The sequence below is a fragment of the Sodalis sp. RH14 genome (genome assembly GCF_047324285.1).
Lineage (GTDB): Bacteria > Pseudomonadota > Gammaproteobacteria > Enterobacterales > Enterobacteriaceae > Acerihabitans.
On record NZ_CP178739.1, the window covers coordinates 464,172 to 486,287 of the forward strand.

Sequence of the window (22,116 nt, forward strand, 5' to 3'; positions counted from 1 at the left end):
ATCCCGCATCTGGCGCTATTTACACTATAAGGATATTTGTGATGGAAAAAATCAATATCGCCGCCAATGATTATGCCTGCGCGCGCGTACCGGACGCGCGGCGCTCCGGCTTTCTCACCGTGACCATGATACGCATCGGCATTACCACCACCCTCGGGCAATTTTTGCTTGGGGCGATGCTTGGCCATGCCATGACATTTTACCAGGCGCTGTTCGCGACCTTTCTGGGAAGCCTGATCCTGGAATTCGTCGGCCTGGGGCTGGGACTGGCCGCCGCCAGGGAGGGGTTGTCCACCAGCCTGCTGGCCCGCTGGTGCGGTTTCGGCCAGGCGGGATCGGTGCTGATTGGCGTTGTGATCGCCCTTAGCCTGTTAGGGTGGTTTGGCGTGCAGAACGCCATTTTTGCCCATGGCGTTGATTATATGCTGGGAGGGCGGCTCGGTTTCGGCTGCTCCGCGGTTATTACCGGCATGGCGCTTACCGCCCTGGTCGCCTGCGGTTTTCGCGCCCTGGGCTGGACGGCCATGATATCGGTACCGCTCTTCTTCCTGGTGGTCGGCTGGATCGCGCTGGAGCTGCTGGCCGGCCATGATGTTGCCGCCCTGGTCGCCGCCGCGCCTATCGGCGAACCCATGACCCTGGGGATGGCGGCCACCAGCGTAGCGGGCGGTTGTATCGTCGGCGCTGTCACCACGGCGGATATCAGCCGTTATTGTAAAAACGGCCGGCATGTTTTCTGGATGATCACCGTCTCGATTATCATCGGCGAATTCGTGGTTAACGGTATCGCCATCCTGATAGCGCATGCGCTGGGAACGTCGGACGTGGTCGCGGTGATGACGCAGACCGCCGGATGGGTAGGCGTATCCGCGGTGATCCTGTCGGCGGTGAAAATCAATGACGCCAATTTGTATTCGTCTTCCCTGGCGCTGGCCAACGCTTTCGAAGGCATTACCGGCAGGAAGTTAAGCTATCGCCGGCTGACGATTATCTTGGGTGCCTGCGGCACGATATTGACGCTAATCGGCATTCTGGAGCAATATCAGCATTTCCTTATCCTGATGGGTGTGGTTTTCCCTCCGGTGGCAGGCGTTATGGTTTGTGATTATTATCTGCTGCGAACCAGCCGCCGGCTCCTCGACCAAACGCGCGCCAACCATGCCCTGCCGGACCCGGCATTGACGCCTGTCATCGGCTGGCGGGCCGTTATAGCCTGCGTAACGGGGATCCTGGCCGGCCTTCTCTTTGATGCGGGGATCGCGGCCCTTAATTCGTTAATGGTTTCCATTATTGTCTATTGGATAATATGTACTCTTAAATCAAGGCGCGTTGCCGATGTACAATAACCCTCCCCTGGTAAAGTAAAATGCCATAACATTAACAGGAAGCGTATCAGCGTCCGGAAAAAGGCGGATATCCTGATCGCTTCTTTGATATTCAAAATAATTCTTTATGTGTTTAAGGAAAATGAATATATCGTTCAGGTAAGATTTAACGTAATCTGCCAGCGCCATGACAATACCGGGCTTTATGCCACAATGTGCCCCGTTGTTAATCACTGGTATATCACAATTAGCCGCTGTCCACTAATCCACGTGGTAGAGTACTTTCTACTCGATAATAAATATGTTTTAATACGCAGCTATTTTAACAACATAACACTATACATTTGCCGGTGCAGGAGAAGACGCATGTGTAAATTCAGCCCCTGCTTCTATGAGTTCCTTTTTGATAGTCATGTTGAGTTCATTAGGAAGCCTGATGGAAATACAATAATTTTTGGCGCCTTGAATTTAACCCATACGGGAATCAGGCATATTCCGCAAAAATTGATAATTGTTAATTCGCTTATTATGAGATATTGCGACATTGAATATCTTCCCGAGGGGTTACAGGTGTTTGATGACCTGGACTTGAAAAACACGCCGATCAAGCGATTACCGCAGGACCTGCACGTTGGCGGAAGTATCTTCCTGGAAAATTCGCAGTTGAGCGAGCTGCCGGACAATTTCGAGGTTGACGGCGGATTGGATCTTGAAAATACGCCGATAAGAACGTTACCGAGTAATCTGTGCGTAGGGGGTTATCTGAACATCCAGGGTACCAATATTACCGCTTTGCCTGAAGATCTTTATGTCGGCCAGACTTTGCTGCTTGATAGCGAAAAAATCAGTATGAACGAGGCCTATCGCAATATTTTGGCCAGCGGGATAATATGGCCTAAGGAACGTCAATATATTAACAAGAATGTTAAGTCATTAACAAAGGTAGGCAATGCCGAATCGAGCTACACGCATCGTGCGTTTTTCTAGCTGCGCCGTTCGGCGCGCCCATGGCGGCCTGCTTTTTGATCCTCTTACCGGAAACGCCGTTCCAGGCTGTATTGCATTGGGGGGCCCGGCTTGTTATTAATATTTCTAATAGGGATATTAATAAAATGAGGGTGGGTTATCCCATTCCCGCGGCCTGTTTTATGGAATAGTAGTGGGCAATCTGACCCATACCACCGGTGTTTACCGCCCGGCGTACCGGCGCTGGGAGTCAATTTTCGCCATGGAGAGATTGTCATGACCCATTTTATCAACGGCAGTTGGCGCAGCGGCAAAGGCGATCCTTTTACCAAGCTTTGCCCTGTCAGCGGCGCGCTTTTATGGCAGGGTAACGAAGCGAATGCGCTTCAGGTCGACGAGGCATGTCGGGCCGCGCGCGCTGCGTTTCCCGCCTGGGCCAGGCGGCCGTTGTCAGGACGCGTCGAGCTGCTGCAGGCATTCGCCGGTTTGCTTGCCCAGCATAAAACCGAGCTGGCGAGCGTCATTTCCCGCGAGACCAGCAAGCCGCTGTGGGAAAGCCAGACCGAAGTGCAGGCCATGATCAATAAGGTGGCTATTTCCCTGACGGCTTACCACGCCCGCACCGCAGAAAGCGTCGCGGCGCAGGGCGACGGCCAGACCAGCTTGCGCCACCGGCCGCACGGCGTGCTGGCGGTATTCGGCCCGTATAACTTTCCGGGGCATTTACCCAACGGCCATATCGTGCCCGCGCTGCTGGCGGGCAATACCCTGGTGTTTAAACCCAGCGAACTGACGCCGATGACCGCCGAACTGACCTTGCGTTTGTGGCAAGAAGCCGGACTGCCCCCGGGGGTTATCAACCTGGTGCAGGGCGGCCGGCAAACCGGCATGGCCCTGGCTCAATCTTCTGAGACCGACGGGCTCTTGTTTACCGGCAGCGCCCATACCGGCTATCAACTGCACCGGCAATTGGCCGGCCGGCCGGAAAAAATGCTGGCGCTGGAAATGGGCGGTAACAACGCCCTGATTGTTGAACAGGCGGACGACGTGGACGCGGCGGTAAATGTTATTATCCACTCGGCGTTTATCTCCGCAGGCCAGCGCTGTACCTGCGCCCGCCGTCTGCTGGTTAGGCGCGGTGCGGCGGGGGATGCCCTGCTCGGCCGGCTGGTAAAGGTAAGCGCCGCCTTGCGAATCGGCGCCTGGGATAGCCAACCGCCGCCGTTTATGGGCGGGGTGATAAGCCTGCAGGCGGCGGCCAGTCTTATCGTGGCGCAGGAACAACTGCTGGCTGCGGGCGGCAAAGCCTTGCTGGCCCTGACTCAGCCGCGGGCGGAAAGCAGCCTGCTGACGCCGGGCATTATCGATATCACCGCGGTGCCTGACGCCCCGGATGAAGAATACTTTGGCCCGCTGTTAAGCGTTATCCGCTATGACGATTTTGACCAGGCCCTGCATATTGCCAACAATACCCGTTTCGGGCTGGCCATGGGATTGATATCACCCCATCGCCATCATTTCGACCGGCTATTGCTTGAGGCCCGCGCCGGCATCGTCAATTGGAATAAACCGCTGACCGGTGCGGCCAGCAGCGCGCCTTTCGGCGGCATCGGCGCATCCGGCAACCACCGGCCCAGCGCTTTTTACGCGGCGGATTATTGCGCCTGGCCCATGGCGTCGCTGGAAAGCGAGCAATTGACCCTGCCCGAGCCATTGGCGCCAGGTCTGACATTTCCCGGTTAGCGGCGCGGATGTTTTCAGGCCGGCGGCGCGGGAAAGTAAACCCGGCATCACCCGCCGGCCGGATCCATAATTTGCCGCTGACCGCAGCGTAAATCGCTGCTATGATTGCCGGATTCATGGGTTCACCGTCATCCGGGCGCCCTCGCTCAGCCTAAGGTAGAGATATGGACATCAATAAAAGCTTCTCTATGGCGGCGCTGTGCGCCGTACTAAGCGCCTGCGCGCCGGCGCCGCACCGCGAGGCGCCGGCGCTATCGCAAAGGGCTGCGAGCGCGCCGGCCCTTTGCGGCAAACCGGATGCGGGCGCGGAAATGGATTATTATCAATCCACCAGGCAGGCCTATCTGGACGCCGGGATGGATGATGAATTAAGCACCTATCTTGCCCATACCGCCTCCGCCATGATGAGCTGTATCTGGCATCAGGAATTCGGTCAGTTCGCCGGCAGGACCTGCTCGGTGAAACTGGATTTCAGCGGTACGCGCCCGGAAAAGTCGTTTTCCGGTGATAAGGCGTTGTGCGCCTTTATCGAAAAACAAATTGTCCCGGTCGCCATTTCTCCGCCGCCGGCCTCCTATCTGAAACAGCATCAAGCCATTTGGATTGAGTTCACGCCCGGTTAAGGCGATACCGCCCGCGCTCAGACATTGCGGTTGGTGAACTCCTGGCCCAGCCAGTCTATAAATACCCGCACCCGGGGTGCTAGCTGGCGATTATGCGGATAGAGCACCGCAACCGGAATCGGCGCGGCGGGATAATCCGCCAGCAGCGACGACAGGGCGCCGCTGGCCAAATCGCCGGCCACATGGTAGCGCGGCACCTGGATTATCCCCATGCCCAGCCGCGCCGCCGCCACCAGGCTCTCCGCGCCGGTAACCGAGACCGTGGCCTGCAGCGTGCGGGTGTGCAGGGTGCCATCGATCATGAATTCCAACGGCATAAGGGTACCGGTGGCGGACGAGCGGAAACCGACCATCCTGTGGTCTGCCAGATCCGCCGGCGAAGCCGGCAGGCCGAAACGCTGAATATAATCAGGCGAAGCGCAGGTGATTTGTGCCAGCGCGCCGAGACGCCGCGCCACCATATCGCTGTCTTTCAGGTTGCCGACCCGCAATACGCAATCCATGCCCTCGCGCACCAGATCCACCAGCCGGTCGCCCTCGCTCATGAAAAACTCGATTTCCGGATACCGCGCCAGAAAGCCGGGCAGGCCGGGCAGTAGGAAATGGCGTGCCAGGGTGCCGTGTACGTCTACCCGCAATAATCCCTTCGGCCGGGCGCCGCTAAAGGCGGTCTCCGCATCCTCCACCGCCGCCAGGATCAGCAGGCAGCGCTGGTAATACGCCTCGCCATCCAGCGTCGGGCTTACCTGACGCGTGGTACGATGCAGCAGCCTTACCTGCAGCCGGTTCTCCAACTGCTTGACGGCGTCGGTGGCGGTTGAACGCGGAATGACCAAATCCCGCGCCGCCAGCGTAAAACTGCGCTGTTCAACCACCCGGGTAAATACCCGCATGGCATCGTATCTGTCCAAGGCATTGTTTCTCATTTTCGGATAGTGATGACGAATAATAGGGGATTATCCGGAAAAGAAAAAGGTCCATGCTGTTTTCACCGGCCCCGACAGGGTATGGCCGGCAACCCGACAGGAGAACAGCATGAATAACGCTACATCGCGCGTCGCCATCATTACCGGCGCCTCAAGAGGCATCGGCGCCGCCATCGCCCGGCGCCTGGCCCATGACGGTTATACCGTTATCGTTAATTATTCGCGCCAGCAGCAAGAGGCCGACGCGCTGGTCAGCCAGATCACGCAGGCTGGCGGCCATGCCCTCAGCGCCCAGGGCGACGTCAGCGACCCGGCGACTTTTACCACCTTGTTTGATCGGGCGGAAGAGGCGTTCGGCGGGGTGGATATCCTGGTCAATAATGCCGGCATCATGAACCTGAGCACCCTGGCGGACAGTGACGACGCGCTGTTTGATCGCCAGATCGCCATCAACCTGAAAGGCACTTTTAACGGATTGCGGGAAGCGGCGCGGCGCCTGCGCACTGGCGGCAGCATCGTCAATTTTTCCACCAGCGTCGTCGGCCTGCGGCTTGAAACCTACGGCGTCTACGCCGCCACCAAGGCGGCAGTGGAAACCCTGACCGCCATCCTGGCTAAGGAACTGCGCGGCCGCGCGATCAACGTCAATGCCGTCGCTCCCGGACCAACGGGAACCGATCTGTTTTTAAAAGGCAAACCGCAGGAAGTGGTTGACCGCATGGCCAAAATGGCGCCGCTGGAACGCCTGGGCACGCCGGAGGATGTTGCCGCCGTGGTGGCGTTCCTGGTGGGTGCCGACGGTGCCTGGATCAATGGCCAGGTGCTGCGCGCCAATGGCGGGCTGATCTAACGCCTTTTCAGTCGATTCATTTCATCTTGAAAAGAGGTTTGGCCATGAAACACGTGATCGTGATAACCGGCGCCTCCAGCGGCTTTGGCGCCCTGACCGCACGGGCGCTGGCCGCAGCCGGACATACCGTTTACGCCGGCATGCGTGAAACCACCGGGCGCAACGCGCCGCAGGCGGCTGAAGCCCGGCGCTATGCCGCCGAACAGGGCGTCGATCTGCGCCCTGTGGAGCTGGACGTCGTGTCCGACGCATCGGTGCAGGCCGCCACTGCCGGCATTATCAGGGAGTGTGGCAGGCTGGATGTGGTGATCCATAATGCCGGTCATATGTCGTTCGGCCCGGCGGAGGCGTTTACCCCGGAACAATTTGCCCAACTGTACGATATCAACGTGCTCAGCACCCAGCGCGTAAACCGCGCCGCCTTGCCGCAGCTGCGCAAGCAGGGCAGGGGATTGGTGGTATGGGTGTCGTCCAGCAGCGCCAGGGGAGGCACGCCGCCCTACCTGTCTCCTTACTTCGCCGCCAAGGCGGCGATGGATTCACTGGCCGTCTCTTACGCCGCGGAACTGAGTCGCTGGGGAATTGAAACCAGCATTATCGTGCCGGGGGCGTTTACCCGCGGCACCCATCACTTCGCTCATGCCGGGGCGCCGGCCGATGCGCCGCGCGCCGCGGAATACGATCAGGGGCCCTACACCGGGCTGGCGGAGCAAAGCCTGAAGGGGTTGTCTTCGCTGGAGCCGGCGAATGCCGATGTCGCCGAGGTGGCCAGGGCCATCGTCCGGGTCGTGGATATGCCCTTCGGCACCCGGCCGTTCCGGGTGCATATCGACCCGTCCGGGGACGGCTGCGAGGTGGTCAATGGCATGGCGGACCGGGTGCGCGCCGAACTGTTCCGCCGCATCGGCCTGGAAGACTTATTAAAACCGCACAAGCGGTAGTATCTCAAGGCGCTTATGGCCTGGCATCCATCCTGTTACCGCCGCGACGGATCGCGGCGGTGATGTTCATCAGCTGTAGGGCCATAATGGCAACGTATGGTTCGCGGTAGTTATGGGCATGGGATAAATCAATTCGGTAAGACGGCGGAAATTCTTGACGGAAAAAAGGATATCGAAAAAACACTGCAGGTAATATTCGTCCGCTTCCGCAATATAGTCCTGGTACTCCCTGAGAATATGATAAATTTTTTCTTCAGACTCTTTATCCAACTGCTGCCGGTAGATGCCGGTAAAATCATAGAAATTCATATCGCGAATGATAAGTCGCGCTAAATCACTCAAAATATCGGGTAAAAAAGTGACGTTTCGTTTGATGCGGGCGTTATTGAGTGATTTTCTGATGGTAATAAGCATTTCCACCATATCAGCCAGGCGCCTGGTTTTTGCATAGCCCCGGCGATGTTCAGTAGCGCCATGCCTGTGCGTTACCGGCGCTGGCAATGCTTCACCCGGTTCGACGGTAGAGGGTGAAAAGCGGGTAAACCAATGGGGCTGCCGTTGCCTGATGTTATCTGTCGCCAGATAGGGGCCCAGCTGGATGTTGAGCCTGAGATCATTAGCCAGCACCTGTCCCCGCTGGGAATGAGGCGCAAATCCATCAAAGAGGGTGATTAATTCCATATATCGTACCTGCGCGAGGTCGGGCAGCTTGCTGTTGGCATAAACCAGACCGCGGATAATGTGCGCCATTTCGCGGGGGCGGGAGGGATAAATATTTTGTGGGACAGCCTCCATTTTAAGCGTCAGCACCGCGGGATTATCAGCCGAAGCCGCCAGCGTCCAGGTATTTTGGGTCAGCGTTTTTTCCCTTGCGGCCACAGGAAATTCTGCGATGGCCTCTTCACCATACGTAGTGGTGTTAACAATCTTCTGAAACGCCAGCCTGTCCGACATAACGGGTTCATCAGGCGGCGCGTTAAAAAGATTACCTGCGATCAGGGTATATTGTTCGGACGTGTTTCTTATCGTGAGCTTGCCTTCGGAAAAAGTACCCATTTCTTCGGCCAGGATAATCGAAGGCCCGGTCTCGAACAGCGGGTTAAATAAATTATTGCCTACGCCTGCAAAGCGGCCATCGCCGACGCTGAGTAATAAATGGCTTAAATATAAATCATCATAGAATACCGCGAGCAATTTTCCCGGCTTTATTTTTAACAAATCATCGATTTCCAGCAGTTCGACACCGGCTGACATGTAGCTCTGGCTGGGATAATTTTGACCTAATGCCCGCGTGGTTTTTTGCTGCATATCTTCCGTTTCCTGGGCGCTGAGAAGTTTAGCCTCTTTCAAAATGAGAAAAGGAAAGGTCACTTTCATATGATGATTTTCATCTGTTCGATCAATACGATCATATTCAGCGGTCATGTTACGCGCTGCCGACAAAACGGAAGGGGTATCATCATACTCAGCAGGTAATTTTTCCTTGACATAGCGATAATAATATTTAATCCCTGCGGTTTTATACCATATAGGTTCACGCAGCAAGAACGCGCCTTTGACGTATTTTCCCGGATGTTCCGCCTCACGATAGGGAAAGGCGATAGCCGATTTAATTTTACTGAAATCTTTGTATTTTATCAGGGGGTAATCGTTGCTGATGGTTTTTTTAATCAGATATGCCCATTCGGGTTCATTAAAAACCTGCCGGTCTTCAATGAGCCCGGCTCCGTACGGACGAAGGTAGGTCATATCAACAATATAATTATTCCCATTTATCTTTAAGACTAAAACAATATGATCTACCGGCAAACGATCGTGCTCATTCTGCCATAAGCGTTGCATGCGGTAGGCGACGCCCACTCCCCCATCCAGTGCTAAACCGGTTACAAAGTGGCGCAGCATAATGTTTTCCTCACCGGATCCCTGCGTAAAGACCTCACGGAATTTATGCTCGTCGGCAAGACAATCTACAAAGTCGGTTAACATATTACTTATGTCGCTGTTTTGGTCAAATAAATTTTTCATATGGGTGGTGTAGTCATTTACCATGATTTCTAACATGTAAATGTACATCCATTTATTGTCCCGGTAATGGTCTTTCGTAAATTGTATGGCGCGTAATGGTTCCATGGTAAAAATATCAATTTCTTTATTTATATGCCGGGTTCGACGGCCGGAGCGCATGTATATAGGGAAGCGGTCATTATCCAAAAAATAGGTGGCACTCCATTTGCCTTTATCGTTTTTATACATAGGGATGGCGTAATTGAAATTTATAACCTCGGTCGGTTTGACGACACGCCAGGATTTTATCGCGGCATCCCAAATAACCTGAAAGAAATAATCGTCAATCTCGATAAATTTCTGCGTGGTCCCCTGTCCCTGATCAAGGATAAATGTGCCATCGTTGTTTTTTTGAGAGAGCAAATTTTTATCAATTTTAGCGGACCAAAGAATAAAATTAGTCATTCTTTGCTCCATATTATTTAGAATAAAATTGCTCATCCATGAAATTACCGTGGCCATATTTTTAGATAAGTGATGCTTTACCTGCCTTGAGAATATGGAATGTATCGGCAACGGATTTAGATAACCGATAAGGCTGCTAACAACAGAACCCGAGCTTTTTCTTGCAATAGTGGGTAATTCTTCAACCAGTATTTTTGAAATAGCCCTATTCAGCTGCTTAACGGGCAGGTTATCGATATTGGCAATGTTAAATAAACGTTTGTATAATATCCCGGTTCCTTTGGCCGCACTACCGGTTAATTGCGCGAGCATAAAAGCCAGATCAAAAGTATCGAATATGATTTCTATGCCATTGGGCTGGTTGTCAGCGTCATGCCATTCCTTCCACAAGATTTCATAAAAGGGTATTAACGCCAGCAACTCTTGCCACCATTTTCTTTCTCGTAGCGAAATTTTTAACTGATCTGTTATCTCCTTTAGCATTTGCGTATTCCAGTAGTCCACTATTTCCATCAGCGTCTTATATCCATCTTTTTCTTTTCCCGCCACCAGAACATAATCCGGTGTGGGCATGCTGGCAATGTTTTCTTCTGGTTCAATCAGGAAAAGACTCAATGGCGACATACGCAACGTAGAGTTGTCAAAATGAATATTAAAAAGCTCTAATAAATCATCCGTTGTTATAGATATTTTCCGGCGATTAAGCCAGTTAAGGTCGAAATTGGTTTTTTTATGTTCAGCCCGAATAAAACTAAGTATGACATTCTCAGGAGATATCGATATCTCTTTGATAAATGGAGCGCTAAAAAGAGTGCATGCCATAATGAGTTTATGACTGTAAGTTTTAATCAGGGAAAAAGTGCCAAAGTTATTATTTGGCGCGAAGATATCAGTATTGGGAGATAATGAATTCTGGACGTAATTCCTAGAATAGATTTTAAAAGTATGTACTTCCTTGGGGGGATAGATCATATCCAAATAATCTAATTGCGAACGGGAAAGAATTTTATATGTAAATTGCCGTGCTTCCTGTTGTAGGGAATAAGCTTTATAATGGATAAATTGGTTATAAAAATCCCTGGCTGAATCAAATTCACTCGAGGGTTTCAACTCAAATATTTTTTTGAAATTTTCAACGGATCGCGACTCGAAATCAAGCGCGACCATTTTTTTTGCATCTTGAAATTGCTTGATGATAAATAATGAATTGAGTTCGCTTAACTGATCCGGCCGGACGCGATGATAATCCATGTACCAGTAGATTGACGCTCTCAAAAGCAGTTCAATATCGCCCATAGTAACGCGGTGGAAGTATTGGTTGAGTATGTCCTGCTTTGATTTGTTGCTGGCGTCGCCGGGGAAGGCCATTATCATCGCCATGATTTTTGCTTCCGCCAGCCGTTGCTCATCCGTGTTACTGCCTAACAACACTTGTTCGTGCTGATGCTCGTCGACTATAATTATTAAGGAGGTTTGCAGCTTTTCAAGGAAACTCAACAATAAAATGCATTCCTTGTCATATTTAATTTGATCGAATAAAGTATTAATCCATTGAGGATTATGCGCATAGGCAGGATCGTCCATACGCGCAAGATTGGTGGCCGCGCTTTTCTCAAGGCAATGTAATGTCTCTTGGTAGGGTAGCAAACTTTCATCCTGCCAGCGTTGGCCTGCGTTGTGAGTAGCTAGGCGGGTACGATAAAAAGCGATGTCACGCAGCAACCGGTCGATATGGGGATGATATTTATCACTGCCGTGGATAAAATCCACGATCTGCTTTGCCACCAGCTCGGCTATTTCCTCTTCGCTTAACGGTGGGACCGGCTGGTCAAAAAGATTTCTGTATTCAGTCAGCTCTCCTGGAATAAAAAGATAATTGCCCTGAATGCTTAGACCATTGTTCCTGCTATACTCGAAAATATAATAAAAAAAACGCTTAATAAGAATCCGCTTGAGATTTTTGGGCTGTTCATCGAGCATGTCAATATATATTTCCCGGGAATTGTAATAGATGAGTCTGTCTATTGTTGGGATTGAATCACTAAATAATGATCTTTCGTATTTATGCTGCGCTTCTTGCATTAAAATAAGCATTGTATATTGTTCTCTATACATTTCAACATCGTCTAATGATGATTCTTTAATCAGTTGCAGCAGGTTTTTTTTGGCATCGGCATACGAAATGCCATTTTTAAAATCTATCAATTCACGCAAAAGTTTGAAATTGATTTTTCCCAACGCCTCTTCAATGTGGTGGCTAATCTGAGGATAAAAATCGGCCACCATCCTTTGCTCTTTGAAATAGTTTCTGCTGGAATTTTCATATTTTGTTATTTTTGCTGATGATTTAATACAATCTTCAATATTGTTTTCGATATATTTTTTGATCATTATAATATCAGTAAACTGCACTATATTGTTAAGGTATGAAATATCGTTAAATAGTTCAGTTATTTTGTCGTATAAAAAAATATTGAGATCGTACATCCATTCTAGCGAGTAAATTTTACCTTTCGCCAATGGGATATATTGCTGTTTAATTTCCGTATATAATTCTTTGGCTGCATGATTAGCGATATGTAAGTTTGTTTCACAGATATGATTTTTTCCATTATCGTCGTTTTCTGTTATCGGCGGGTCGGAAAACAAGGGCAAGGCGTGGTCATGCCGCCGCTCAATGTCATCTACCGCTGCCGCGCCGGCGCCAGGTAACAATGTGGGTAGAAAGAACCTATGACGGGATTGCCACAGGGTGGTTAATATGCCGGAGGCACGCAGCGGGGAAGGACCGATATCGCGTGCTTGCGCGTTGGGCCGGTGCCCCGATGCGGCGATTTTTGCTTGTTGCGGCCCCGGTGTGCCCCGGGGTTGTGCCTGGAAAATCCGGCTCGCGTAATAGCCGCTGACCACGCCCGCGAGATGCTCCAGCAGATTGACCAAATTGTCCATCCAGGTGCGGGGCGGACCGGCAAGATCGTCAATATGATAGATCTCCCCATCGGAAAGCAGCCACCGCCCGTCCATTTCCGCGATATAAACACCATAGCCGCCTGGCAAGACAATCTTGCGGGTCGGTATGCTAAGGGATTGATCGGCAATAGTGATGGTAATATTTTTTCCGGTTGTCGCCGTGGATACGCTTTCGGGATGTTTTTTAAATAAAGCCACGCAGGCGTATAACCGATCCGCTTTTAATTTTTGTTCAGCTGTTTCTTCAGTGTCAATACCGTTATGTGGTTTAGATACGCATTCGCGCTGCTTTGACGGCAGATTAGTATAATGTTGGTTCTGAACGTTGTTAATTTTTTGATAGTAATTATTAATTGTTGATGAGTTGGCATGACCGGCGACAGCGACGTTGGATTCTTTTGTTAAAAAGCAATTATATTGGCTGATAGTTGTATTTAACATAGTATCTCCAGTGATTTATAGGCATCTGTGCAGCTTGCCGACGGGAAAAGTAAGCGGGGCGCCATAATATTATGGCGTGCTATATAAGGCATATTGGAGCATGTTAATTAAGAAAGGACAGTGGATTTTTCGTTAATGTATTTGTGATAAAAAAGCGCTTGCTAACGAACGCAAAAAAATGCCGTTGTTTATTGTTATTGCAACCATAGGCGCAGCATGGCCGGCACAGCCGGTAATTGCGACAGCAGGTACAACACCAGGCCGATAAATCCCCCCACCAGCGTGCCGTTGATGCGAATAAACTGCAGATCCTTGCCGATGTTCAGTTCTATTTGCCGCGACATATCGCGCGCGTCCCAGCTTTTTACCGTATCGCTGATATGTTGGGTCAGGAAGGCCGAGAAGTCGGGCGCCATGCGCAGGGCCGCCTGTTCCAGATGCTGGTTTAACGAAGCGCGCAGGCTGGCATCCTCCGCCAGCGTCCGGCCCATCCAGAGGCCGGCGTCGGTCACCTTGCCATGCAATACCGAGTCCGGCCGATCCAGATCGTCTTTCAGCCAGCCGCGCACATCACCCCACAGGCCGCTGATATAGGTATTCAACACCTCATCGTTTTTCAAGTAATGTTTGATTTCCTCCGCCCGGCGGGCAGTAGCGGGGTCGTGTTTTAGCCGCTCGATCAATTTTTGCGCCAGCCGATCGAACCGCCCGCGCAGCTCATGGCCGCGATCGCGGCCAATTTCATCCAGCCAGGCGTTCACCGCGTTGGCCACCGCCGTGGCGCTGTGTTCGCCAAGCCATTCCGTCGGCAAAACCTTTTCTTTCAGCGGATGCTCACGTTTAAGCCATTGGATAATCTGATCGGCGATAAGCGTGCGGGTGGAAGATTTGTTCAGCAGTTTAACCAGTTGGCGCAGCCCCGCGTCCAGCAAATCCTGATGCCGGCCGTCTTTGGTCAGGCTGTCCAGGATGGCGCCGACGGAAACGGACAGGTCGATTTTATCTATCACAGCGTCCAGGGCGCGGCGGATAAAACCCTGGATGCGCCGGTCATCGGTAAAGTCGAGAAAGCCGCGCATCAGCTGCAGGATTTGGCCGCCCAGACGATCGGCGTTGGCGGGGTCGGTCAGCCAGCCGGCAATGGTCTGCGCCGGATCGTGTTTCCTGATAAGGCCGGCAAGGGACGACGTATTGAGGAATTTTTCCCGGACGAACAGCGCCAGGTTATCGGCAATTTTGTTTTTATTGCGCGGAATAATGGCGGTGTGGGCGGCGATGAACGGGATCGGCACCCGCCTGAACAGCGCTACGACGGCAAACCAATCGGCCATGGCGCCGACCATTGCCGCCTCGGCGACGGCCTTGATTCCATCGCGCCAAAAGCCGGGCGGTATAAACAGCGTCGCGACAAATATGCCCGCGGCCACGGCCAATAACAGCAGAGCCACCCGTTTGATTTTTTTCAGTTCCGTTTGTTTAGTCATAAAGTACTAATATCGGCATCCATCAGGCGGCCGTGGCCTTGGCGCTCTAACGCTCGGGGACAGCCGCCGGTGACTGCGCAGAAGAGGCGCACGCCATCGGGCGTGTGAACGACTTCTCGTGCGGTGGTTAACGTTCAGGTTCCTTAAGCGTAGTCGGCATTTCATCCGGCGGTAAACGAATAGGCGGCCGATCCCTTCCTTCGCGCGCCTTGCCGTTAACGCATTCTTATCACCTGCCGGCGCCGGCGTGTTCAAGAGAAGTCTTAACGCGTTTACCCGTGATTTGCCCTACGATACCGTCGGCAACGCCCCCGTCACCGGCAGCCATCGTGCAAGTTTCCTCCGCTGACGGCAACACGCTTGATGGTATTCAGTGTAATATTAGGGGGCAAATAAAATGCCATACAATATTAAACCGTTATCGGCCTAGCGGCGGACGACGGCAGATAATAATCAGTACCGGCAGTTATCTGTGAGCGTCGCATGCACAACAACCGGCGTAGCGGCCACGGCATCGTTGATTTTCGGAATCATTTACTCTATGTATAACTTTTTCTTTCGGACATGTTTGCACCGTTGCGTCCTGATGGTGTTTATCATCGCGGCGGGTTTTTCCCCCATCAATGTTGTCTTTGCCGCCGATCCCGCACCGGCCGGCGCCGCCCCCGCCGCGCCGAAACTGGTGGCCAGCGTGGAATTGCCCAAACTGCAAAAGCAGTTGGACAGCATCAAGCAACGCGTCTCAGCCGCCACCAATGACAATCAGCTGAGCGCGCTGAACGATGAGACGCTGCAATTAGCCGCCGACGCCGACGCGCTGGTGGCCGCCATCCAGCCGGATCGGGCCCAGGTCCAGGCTCAGCTCGATATCCTGGGGCCGCCGCCCGCCGAGGGGGCGATGCCCGAGACCAGCGTGGTCGCCCAGCAACGCAATGCTCTGAATAAAAGCAAAACGCTTATCGACGGGCAGCTCGAACATGCCAAGGCCATCAGTACCGGCGCCACCAACTTATCGGTGCAAATCGTCGATATCCGCCGCAATGCGCTGCGCACGCAGATGGCGCTGAACTCGGGCAGCATCCTGTCGGGTAGCTTCTGGTCGCCGTTGTTCAATACCGCGCCGGAAGACAAGCGGCGTCTGGACAATTTTGGGGAACAGTTAAAAGACGCCTGGCTTGCGGCCTGGGAGCCCGAGTGGCGCTTTGGCTCGGCCGCGCTGCTGATCATGGCGCTGGCCGTCTGGGCGTTGGCCAGTCGGTTATTGGACAAGCTGACGGCGTGGTTCTGTATCAATATCCTGCCGGAAGGGCGCCTGCGGCGCAGTTTCCTGGCCTGCGCCACCGCGTTGGTGACCGTATTCAGCGTCGGGCTGGGGGCGCAGCTGATTTTGCTGCTGTTTCTCCGCCATCCCGATGTCTCGCAGCTGGTGACGGATTTTATCATCGAAATCTTTAAGCTCACCCTGTTTTCGGCGTTGATTGCCGGGCTCGGCCGCGGATTGCTCTCCATCAAGCGCCCCTCGTGGCGGCTGATGGCCATCGCCGATCCGGTGGCCATGGCGATGCGTTCGCTGCCGCCGATGCTGGCGTCGTTTATTCTGGTGTTCGGCGCGGTGGAGCAGATGAATAACCTGGTCGGCACCAGCGTCGCCACCACGATTTTCGGCAACGGCATTTCGGCGCTGCTGGTGGCGCTGACCGCAGGCTACGCGCCGCTGCGCACCAACCGTACCCGGCGCAAGCTTCTGGCCGAAGGCGGGGAGCCGGAAGCGCGCAGGACGCTGGCCGGGCTGATTCACTTGTGCATTACCGTCACCGCCATCGCCATCCTTGTTTCCCTGCTGATCGGCTATATCGCCCTGGCGCGGTTCCTGACATATGAGCTGGTGTGGGTGGGCATTATCCTGTCCTGCCTTTATCTGCTGATCCACCTGGTGGTGGATCTGTCCGATAGCTTGTTTTCCCCTGCCACCCTGGTCGGCCAGCGTATTAAACACTCCCTCGGCCTTGACGACCGCCACCTGGCCCAGGCCTCCACGCTGTTGTCGGCCATCGGTAAAACGGTGCTGATCCTGTTTGCCGCGGTGGCGTTGCTTAACGGCACCTTTGGTTCCACCACCCCGCTGGCGTTGCTGAACAAGGCCATCGATATGTGGGGCGGCAAGGGGCTGGAGAAGCTGAATATCGTCCCGGCGCATGTGATGAACGCGTTGATTTTCCTGGCCATCGGCATCTATGTGCTGCGCTCGGCCAGGCGATGGCTGGATAAGGATTTCCTGCCGCAGACCATGATGGAGCCCGGCATGCGCGCTTCGCTGGTGATCCTGTTCAGCAATATCGGGTATGTGCTGATCGCCCTGCTGACGCTGTCGACGCTGGGCATCCAGTGGAACAACCTGGCGTGGATCGTCAGCGCCCTGTCGGTGGGCATCGGTTTCGGCTTGCAGGAAATCGTGAAGAATTTTATTTCCGGCATTATCCTGCTGATTGAGCGCCCGGTAAAAGTAGGCGATTTGATCACCATCAGCGGCGTCGAGGGGGACATCCGGCGTATTAACGTGCGCGCCACCGAAATCCAGCTGGGCGACAGGTCTACCGTTATCGTGCCGAATTCACAGTTCATTTCCCAGAACGTGCGTAACGCCACCATGGGCAACGCCCAGGGCGTGGCGACCATCGCCCTGACGTTCCCGTTGGATATCGACCCGGAGCAGGTGCGTAATCTGTTGCTTGAGACCTACCGCGATCATGAGTCCATCCAGGATACGCCCGCGCCCTCGGTGACCTTCAGCCAGCTTGGCCCCAGCGGTATTACGCTAAGCGTAACCGGGTTCGTCAGCAGTCCGCGTATCGTGGCGGGCACCAAAAGCGATCTGTTGTTTGACATGCTTAAACGCATGCGCGCCGCCGGCATCGTGCTGTCTACGCCGCAGAAAATGATTTTCGAGAATTCGCCGCCGTCGGCGCCGGGCATACTGGACACCACGGCCCAGTAGCCCGTTAAAACCGCGGCGTCGGCAATGACGGGCCTGGCGCCCGGCGGCGGGGGATCCGTTATGGCATGGCCGCTATGCGGCCGGCCCGGGCAAGGTATCCTGTCCTTCACCCAGCGGCCGCTGCATCAGCAGCGTGTCGACCCAGCGGCCATGCTTAAACCCAACGGCGGCCAGGGTGCCGATAAGCCGGAATCCCAGTTTTTCGTGCAGACGAATGGAACCAATATTGCCGCTGTCGCCGATAACCGCCAGCATCTGGCGCCAGCCGCCCCGCTGCGCCCGCTCGATGGCCTCGGCCAGCAGGGCATAACCTATTCCCTGGCCGCCCATTTCCGGATGAATATAGACCGAGTCCTCCACGGTAAAACGGTAGGCATGGCGCGGACGATATAATCCCAGGTAACAGTAGCCGACCACCCGACCGTCGAGCCTTGCCGCCAGCCAGGGCAATCCCTTCGCCAACACGCCGGCGCGCCGCGCCGCCATGTCCGCCAGGCAGGGTGGTTCGGTCTCGAAAGAGGCGATGCCGTGCAGGACATGCCAGGCGTATATCGCCTGGATGGCGGTCATATCCGCGTCGGTGGCGTCGGTGATGCTTAAGGGGGTAATGGACACGTTATCGGCCTGTCAATCAAATACATCAGGCGTTCAGCATAATGCAGAAATTCCGCGCCGGGTAGCCGCTTTCTCTTATCGACGCCATAAGCAAAACAGGGTACCGCCGCATTTTGGCCCCGGCTAGTCATTTTGTCCCACGCCCGCCGGCATGGCCCGTGCACGTCGGAACACCGCGCCGTAGCGACGCATCCTCGGCAACAACAGCGCCGCGATAAGGCCCAGCAGCGCTGCCAGCGACAGCCAGGCCCCCGGCATGGCCTTATCGCCGCTGGCATGGATGAGATAGCTGGAAACCGCCGGCGTAAAACCGCCGAAAATGGCCGTCGCCAGGCTGTAGGCCATGGAGAAACCGGTGGCGCGCACGTCGGCCGGCATGACTTCGGCAAGCGTGACCACCATGGCGGCGTTATAGCTGGCGTAGAGAAAAGACAGCCACAGCTGGGCCATCATCAGCCGGCCGAACGCCGGGGCGACCACCAGCCAGTGCAGCACTGGATAAGCGGTCAGCAACATCAGGGCGCTACAGGCCAGCAACAGCGGCCGCCGGCCGATTTTATCCGACATGGCGCCCATGACCGGCAGCCAGAACAGATTGGAAACGCCGACGCACATCGTGACGATAAAACTTTGCTGCTCGCTGAAATGCAGCACGCTTTTGCCATAGGTGGGCGTAAAGGCGGTGATCATATAAAACGCCACGGTGGTGGTGGTCACCATAAACATGCCCACCAGCACCAGCCGCCAGTTTTCCGCCATTGAGCGCATGATATCGGCGGTATGGGGATGGTGGGGGCGCTGTTTGAATGCATTGGTTTCCTCCAGCATGCGCCGGATCCAGAACAGCACCGGCACAATCAGGCAACCGATAAAAAACGGTACCCGCCAGCCCCAGGCCGCCATGACGGCCTCGCCAAACAGATGATGCAGCGCCACGCCGAGCAGGGCGGCAAAGATAACCGCCACCTGCTGGCTGGCGGATTGCCAACTGACATAAAAGCCCTTCTTGCCCGGCGGGGCGATCTCGGCCAGGTAAACCGATACGCCGCCCAGCTCCACGCCGGCGGAAAACCCTTGCAGCAGGCGTCCCAGCAGCACCAGCGCCGGCGCCGCCACGCCCAGGGTGGCGTAGCCGGGCACGCAGGCGATGGTCAGGGTGCCGAACGCCATCAGCGCCAGGGTAAGCAACAGCCCCTTGCGGCGGCCGTGGCGGTCGATATAGGCCCCAAGCACCAGGGCGCCCAGCGGGCGCATCAGGAACCCGGCGCCGAAGGTCATCAGGGTCATCATTAACGAGGCGAACGGATTATTATTCGGGAAAAACGCCGCGGCGATGGCGCTGGCGTAATAGCCGAAGACCATAAAATCGTACATTTCCAGGAAGTTGCCGCTGGTGACGCGAAAGACGGTCATGATGCCGGCCTGGTGAATCCCGGCGTGGGAGTCAGGTGAAGACATAATTAATAACCCATGCAATCAAAAACATTTTATTAACATTGCCGCCGGGGTTTAAAAAGTGATCCAAGTCTCATTTATCTTCATGGCTACGTTAACCCCAAAGCAGAGAGATATTTTTGCCCAACCCGCGCATCCGCGACGTATTTCCCGTAAACTCATTGGCGCTGTAATTTTTTTCCGTGGAATTTTTTATCCCGCCCGCTGTCGAAAAAGTCGAACCCGGGAGGAGCCGAGTGCCCGAAGCCCGCCGCGACGCCTGTCGGCGCACGGCTCCGCGCGGTCACTATACTGCCAGTCATAGGAACCTTTTCCGGCATGGAACGAAGATCATTTATCAAAGCTTCATTGGCCCTGGCCGCCTATTGCGGCGTGCCCGCCATGGCATCATTATTCGTGCGCTCGGCGCAGGCCGCCGACACCGTCGCCGACGGCAGCGCAACCGCGTTTGATTTTTCCACGCTGAAGACCATGGCCGCCAATCTGGCGGGGCAGGCCTTTGGCGGTCCTCCGGCAGAACTGCCGAAGACCCTGGCCGAACTGACTCCCCAGGCTTATAACGATATCCAGTACGATGCCAACCATTCGCTATGGCATGACGTCCCCGGCCGTCAGCTGGATGTGCATCTGTTTCATGTCGGCATGGGATTCAAGCGCCGGGTGCGGATGTATTCCGTTGATCCGCAGGCCCATCTTGCCAAGGAGATCCATTTTCGGCCCGAGCTGTTTAACTACCATAACGCCGGGGTGGACACCGCTCAGCTCCAGGGGCGCGATAACCTGGGTTTTGCCGGTTTTAAAGTCAATAAGGCGCCGGAGCTGACCCGACGCGACGTGGTTTCCTTCCTTGGCGCCAGCTATTTCCGCGCGGTGGACGATACCTATCAGTACGGCCTGTCGGCGCGCGGGCTGGCCATCGACACCTTTACCGATCAACGGGAAGAATTTCCTGATTTTGTCGCTTTCTGGTTCGATAAACCGCAGCCCGCCGATACCACCTTTACGTTGTACGCGCTGCTCGACAGCCCCAGCGCCACCGGCGCCTATCGTTTTGTCATCCATTGCGAGGCCGAACGGGTGGTAATGGATATCGAGAAACATATCCATGCCCGCACGGCCATCAAGCAGCTCGGCGTGACGCCGATAACCAGTATGTTCAGCTGCGGCACCAACGAACGGCGCACCTGCGATACCATCCATCCGCAAATCCACGATTCCGATCGCCTGGCGATGTGGCGCGGCAACGGCGAATGGATCTGCCGCCCGCTGAATAATCCCCAGCGACTGCAGTTTAACGAGTACCTTGATGAAAATCCCAAGGGGTTCGGCCTGCTGCAGCTCGATCATGATTTTGACAATTACCAGGATGTGATCGGCTGGTATAATAAGCGGCCCAGCCTGTGGGTAGAGCCGGTGGGCGACTGGGGCAAAGGGTCGGTCAACCTGCTGGAGATCCCGACCACCGGCGAAACCCTGGACAATATCGTCTGCTTCTGGCAACCCGCCGAGCCTATCCAGGCCGGGCAAGAGCTCAGCTTCAGCTATCGTCTGTACTGGAGCGGCGAACCGCCGGTCAGCAGTCCCCTGGCGCGGGTTAAGGCCACCCGTACCGGCATGGGCGGATTCCCTGAAGGCTGGGCGCCGGGCGAGCACTATCCCGCCACCTGGGCGCGCCGCTTCGCCATCGATTTTGTCGGCGGCGACATCAAGGCCGCAGCGTCCCAGGGGATAGAACCGGTGATTACCCCCACGCGCGGCAAGATCGATAATATCGAGATCCTGTTTGTCGAACCGATGGACGGGTATCGTATCCTGTTCGACTGGACGCCGGACAGCGATTCGATTGACCCGGTGGAGCTGCGCATGTTCCTGCGCACGCGCGGCAATGTGCTGAGCGAAACCTGGCTGTACCAGTATTTTCCGCCGCCTCCCGATAAGCGTAAGTATGTCGACGACCGCCAGATGAGCTGACGGAACCGCGTTGCTTGCACCGGCAGCGCATAGGGCGGAGCGGGCAGCTCCGCCCTTTTTCAACGTCCGGGCCATGATGCGCGGCCGATCAGCGGCATTTGGGCCACGCTGAGCCACAATGCGTTATGACCGGGCCTCACCGTAGTGCATTCCTCCCCTCTCTTGCACCAAAAGCGGAAGTATGGCCGCCGCGTACGTTTGCCATCCTGGAAAAAATCCACGAATAACATGATTAATCATACGGTTACCATGAGTGTTTTTTGTGCTCATTATTGGCCCTGTAATTGCTTGCTCTTGTCTATACAAGTCCCACCTTCGCGTTATTTTCTGATGGAGCCGCCG

Annotated in this window: 13 protein-coding genes; 8 read left to right on the top strand and 5 right to left on the bottom strand. The window is 54.7% G+C overall.

The features are described 5' to 3' along the window. Nucleotides 1-41: 41 nt before the first annotated feature. The 4 genes from ACL2XQ_RS02020 (at nt 42) to ACL2XQ_RS02035 (ending at nt 4,657) form a co-directional block, all read left to right on the top strand. The gene (locus ACL2XQ_RS02020; RefSeq protein WP_413722005.1) at nt 42-1,346 is read left to right on the top strand and encodes a purine-cytosine permease family protein; all 1,305 of its coding nucleotides are present in this window, start codon (nt 42-44) and stop codon (nt 1,344-1,346) included. A 345-nt stretch (nt 1,347-1,691) separates the two neighbouring features. Beyond that, complete coding sequence (locus ACL2XQ_RS02025) at nt 1,692-2,312, top strand: hypothetical protein (RefSeq protein ID WP_413722006.1); 621 nt, start codon at nt 1,692-1,694, stop codon at nt 2,310-2,312. 255 nt (nt 2,313-2,567) lie between these two features. Beyond that, nucleotides 2,568-4,034 carry a succinylglutamate-semialdehyde dehydrogenase gene (astD, locus tag ACL2XQ_RS02030; RefSeq protein ID WP_410012328.1) on the top strand — a complete coding sequence of 489 codons (1,467 nt, stop codon included), beginning with the start codon at nt 2,568-2,570 and terminating at the stop codon, nt 4,032-4,034. A gap of 164 nt (nt 4,035-4,198) precedes the next feature. Further along, nucleotides 4,199-4,657, top strand: coding sequence for a hypothetical protein (locus ACL2XQ_RS02035; protein ID WP_410012327.1), 459 nt, complete (start codon nt 4,199-4,201; stop codon nt 4,655-4,657). Nucleotides 4,658-4,674: 17 nt separating this feature from the next. Here ACL2XQ_RS02035 and ACL2XQ_RS02040 read toward each other — a convergent pair whose 3' ends face one another. Continuing rightward, nucleotides 4,675-5,568, bottom strand: a complete 894-nt coding sequence (locus tag ACL2XQ_RS02040; protein WP_413727253.1) for a LysR family transcriptional regulator — start codon at nt 5,566-5,568, stop codon at nt 4,675-4,677. Between the two features lie 124 nt (nt 5,569-5,692). On the opposite strand from ACL2XQ_RS02040, the gene ACL2XQ_RS02045 reads away from it, so the two are divergent. After that, a complete protein-coding gene (locus ACL2XQ_RS02045; RefSeq protein WP_413740010.1) occupies nt 5,693-6,433 on the top strand; it encodes an SDR family oxidoreductase in 741 nt (246 codons plus the stop codon). Nucleotides 6,434-6,477: 44 nt separating this feature from the next. Further along, on the top strand, nt 6,478-7,374 hold the full coding sequence (locus tag ACL2XQ_RS02050) for an SDR family oxidoreductase (RefSeq protein ID WP_413740011.1): 897 nt from the start codon (nt 6,478-6,480) through the stop codon (nt 7,372-7,374). Between the two features lie 69 nt (nt 7,375-7,443). Here ACL2XQ_RS02050 and ACL2XQ_RS02055 read toward each other — a convergent pair whose 3' ends face one another. Together ACL2XQ_RS02055 and ACL2XQ_RS02060 are read right to left on the bottom strand one after the other, a co-directional pair. Continuing rightward, a complete protein-coding gene (locus ACL2XQ_RS02055) occupies nt 7,444-13,254 on the bottom strand; it encodes a hypothetical protein (RefSeq protein WP_413740012.1) in 5,811 nt (1,936 codons plus the stop codon). A 194-nt stretch (nt 13,255-13,448) separates the two neighbouring features. Beyond that, on the bottom strand, nt 13,449-14,738 hold the full coding sequence (locus tag ACL2XQ_RS02060) for a DUF445 domain-containing protein (protein ID WP_413740013.1): 1,290 nt from the start codon (nt 14,736-14,738) through the stop codon (nt 13,449-13,451). Between the two features lie 541 nt (nt 14,739-15,279). Here ACL2XQ_RS02060 and ACL2XQ_RS02065 point away from each other — a divergent pair. Next, the gene (locus tag ACL2XQ_RS02065; RefSeq protein ID WP_413740014.1) at nt 15,280-17,733 is read left to right on the top strand and encodes a DUF3772 domain-containing protein; all 2,454 of its coding nucleotides are present in this window, start codon (nt 15,280-15,282) and stop codon (nt 17,731-17,733) included. Nucleotides 17,734-17,805: 72 nt separating this feature from the next. Here ACL2XQ_RS02065 and ACL2XQ_RS02070 read toward each other — a convergent pair whose 3' ends face one another. Next, nucleotides 17,806-18,348, bottom strand: a complete 543-nt coding sequence (locus ACL2XQ_RS02070; RefSeq protein ID WP_410012318.1) for an N-acetyltransferase family protein — start codon at nt 18,346-18,348, stop codon at nt 17,806-17,808. 123 nt (nt 18,349-18,471) lie between these two features. Next, nucleotides 18,472-19,806, bottom strand: a complete 1,335-nt coding sequence (locus ACL2XQ_RS02075) for an MFS transporter (protein ID WP_413727248.1) — start codon at nt 19,804-19,806, stop codon at nt 18,472-18,474. A 315-nt stretch (nt 19,807-20,121) separates the two neighbouring features. Here ACL2XQ_RS02075 and ACL2XQ_RS02080 point away from each other — a divergent pair, with 315 nt between their 5' ends. After that, entirely contained in the window at nt 20,122-21,774 is a 1,653-nt protein-coding gene (locus ACL2XQ_RS02080) for a glucan biosynthesis protein D (protein ID WP_413722012.1), read from the top strand. Nucleotides 21,775-22,116: the final 342 nt, after the last annotated feature.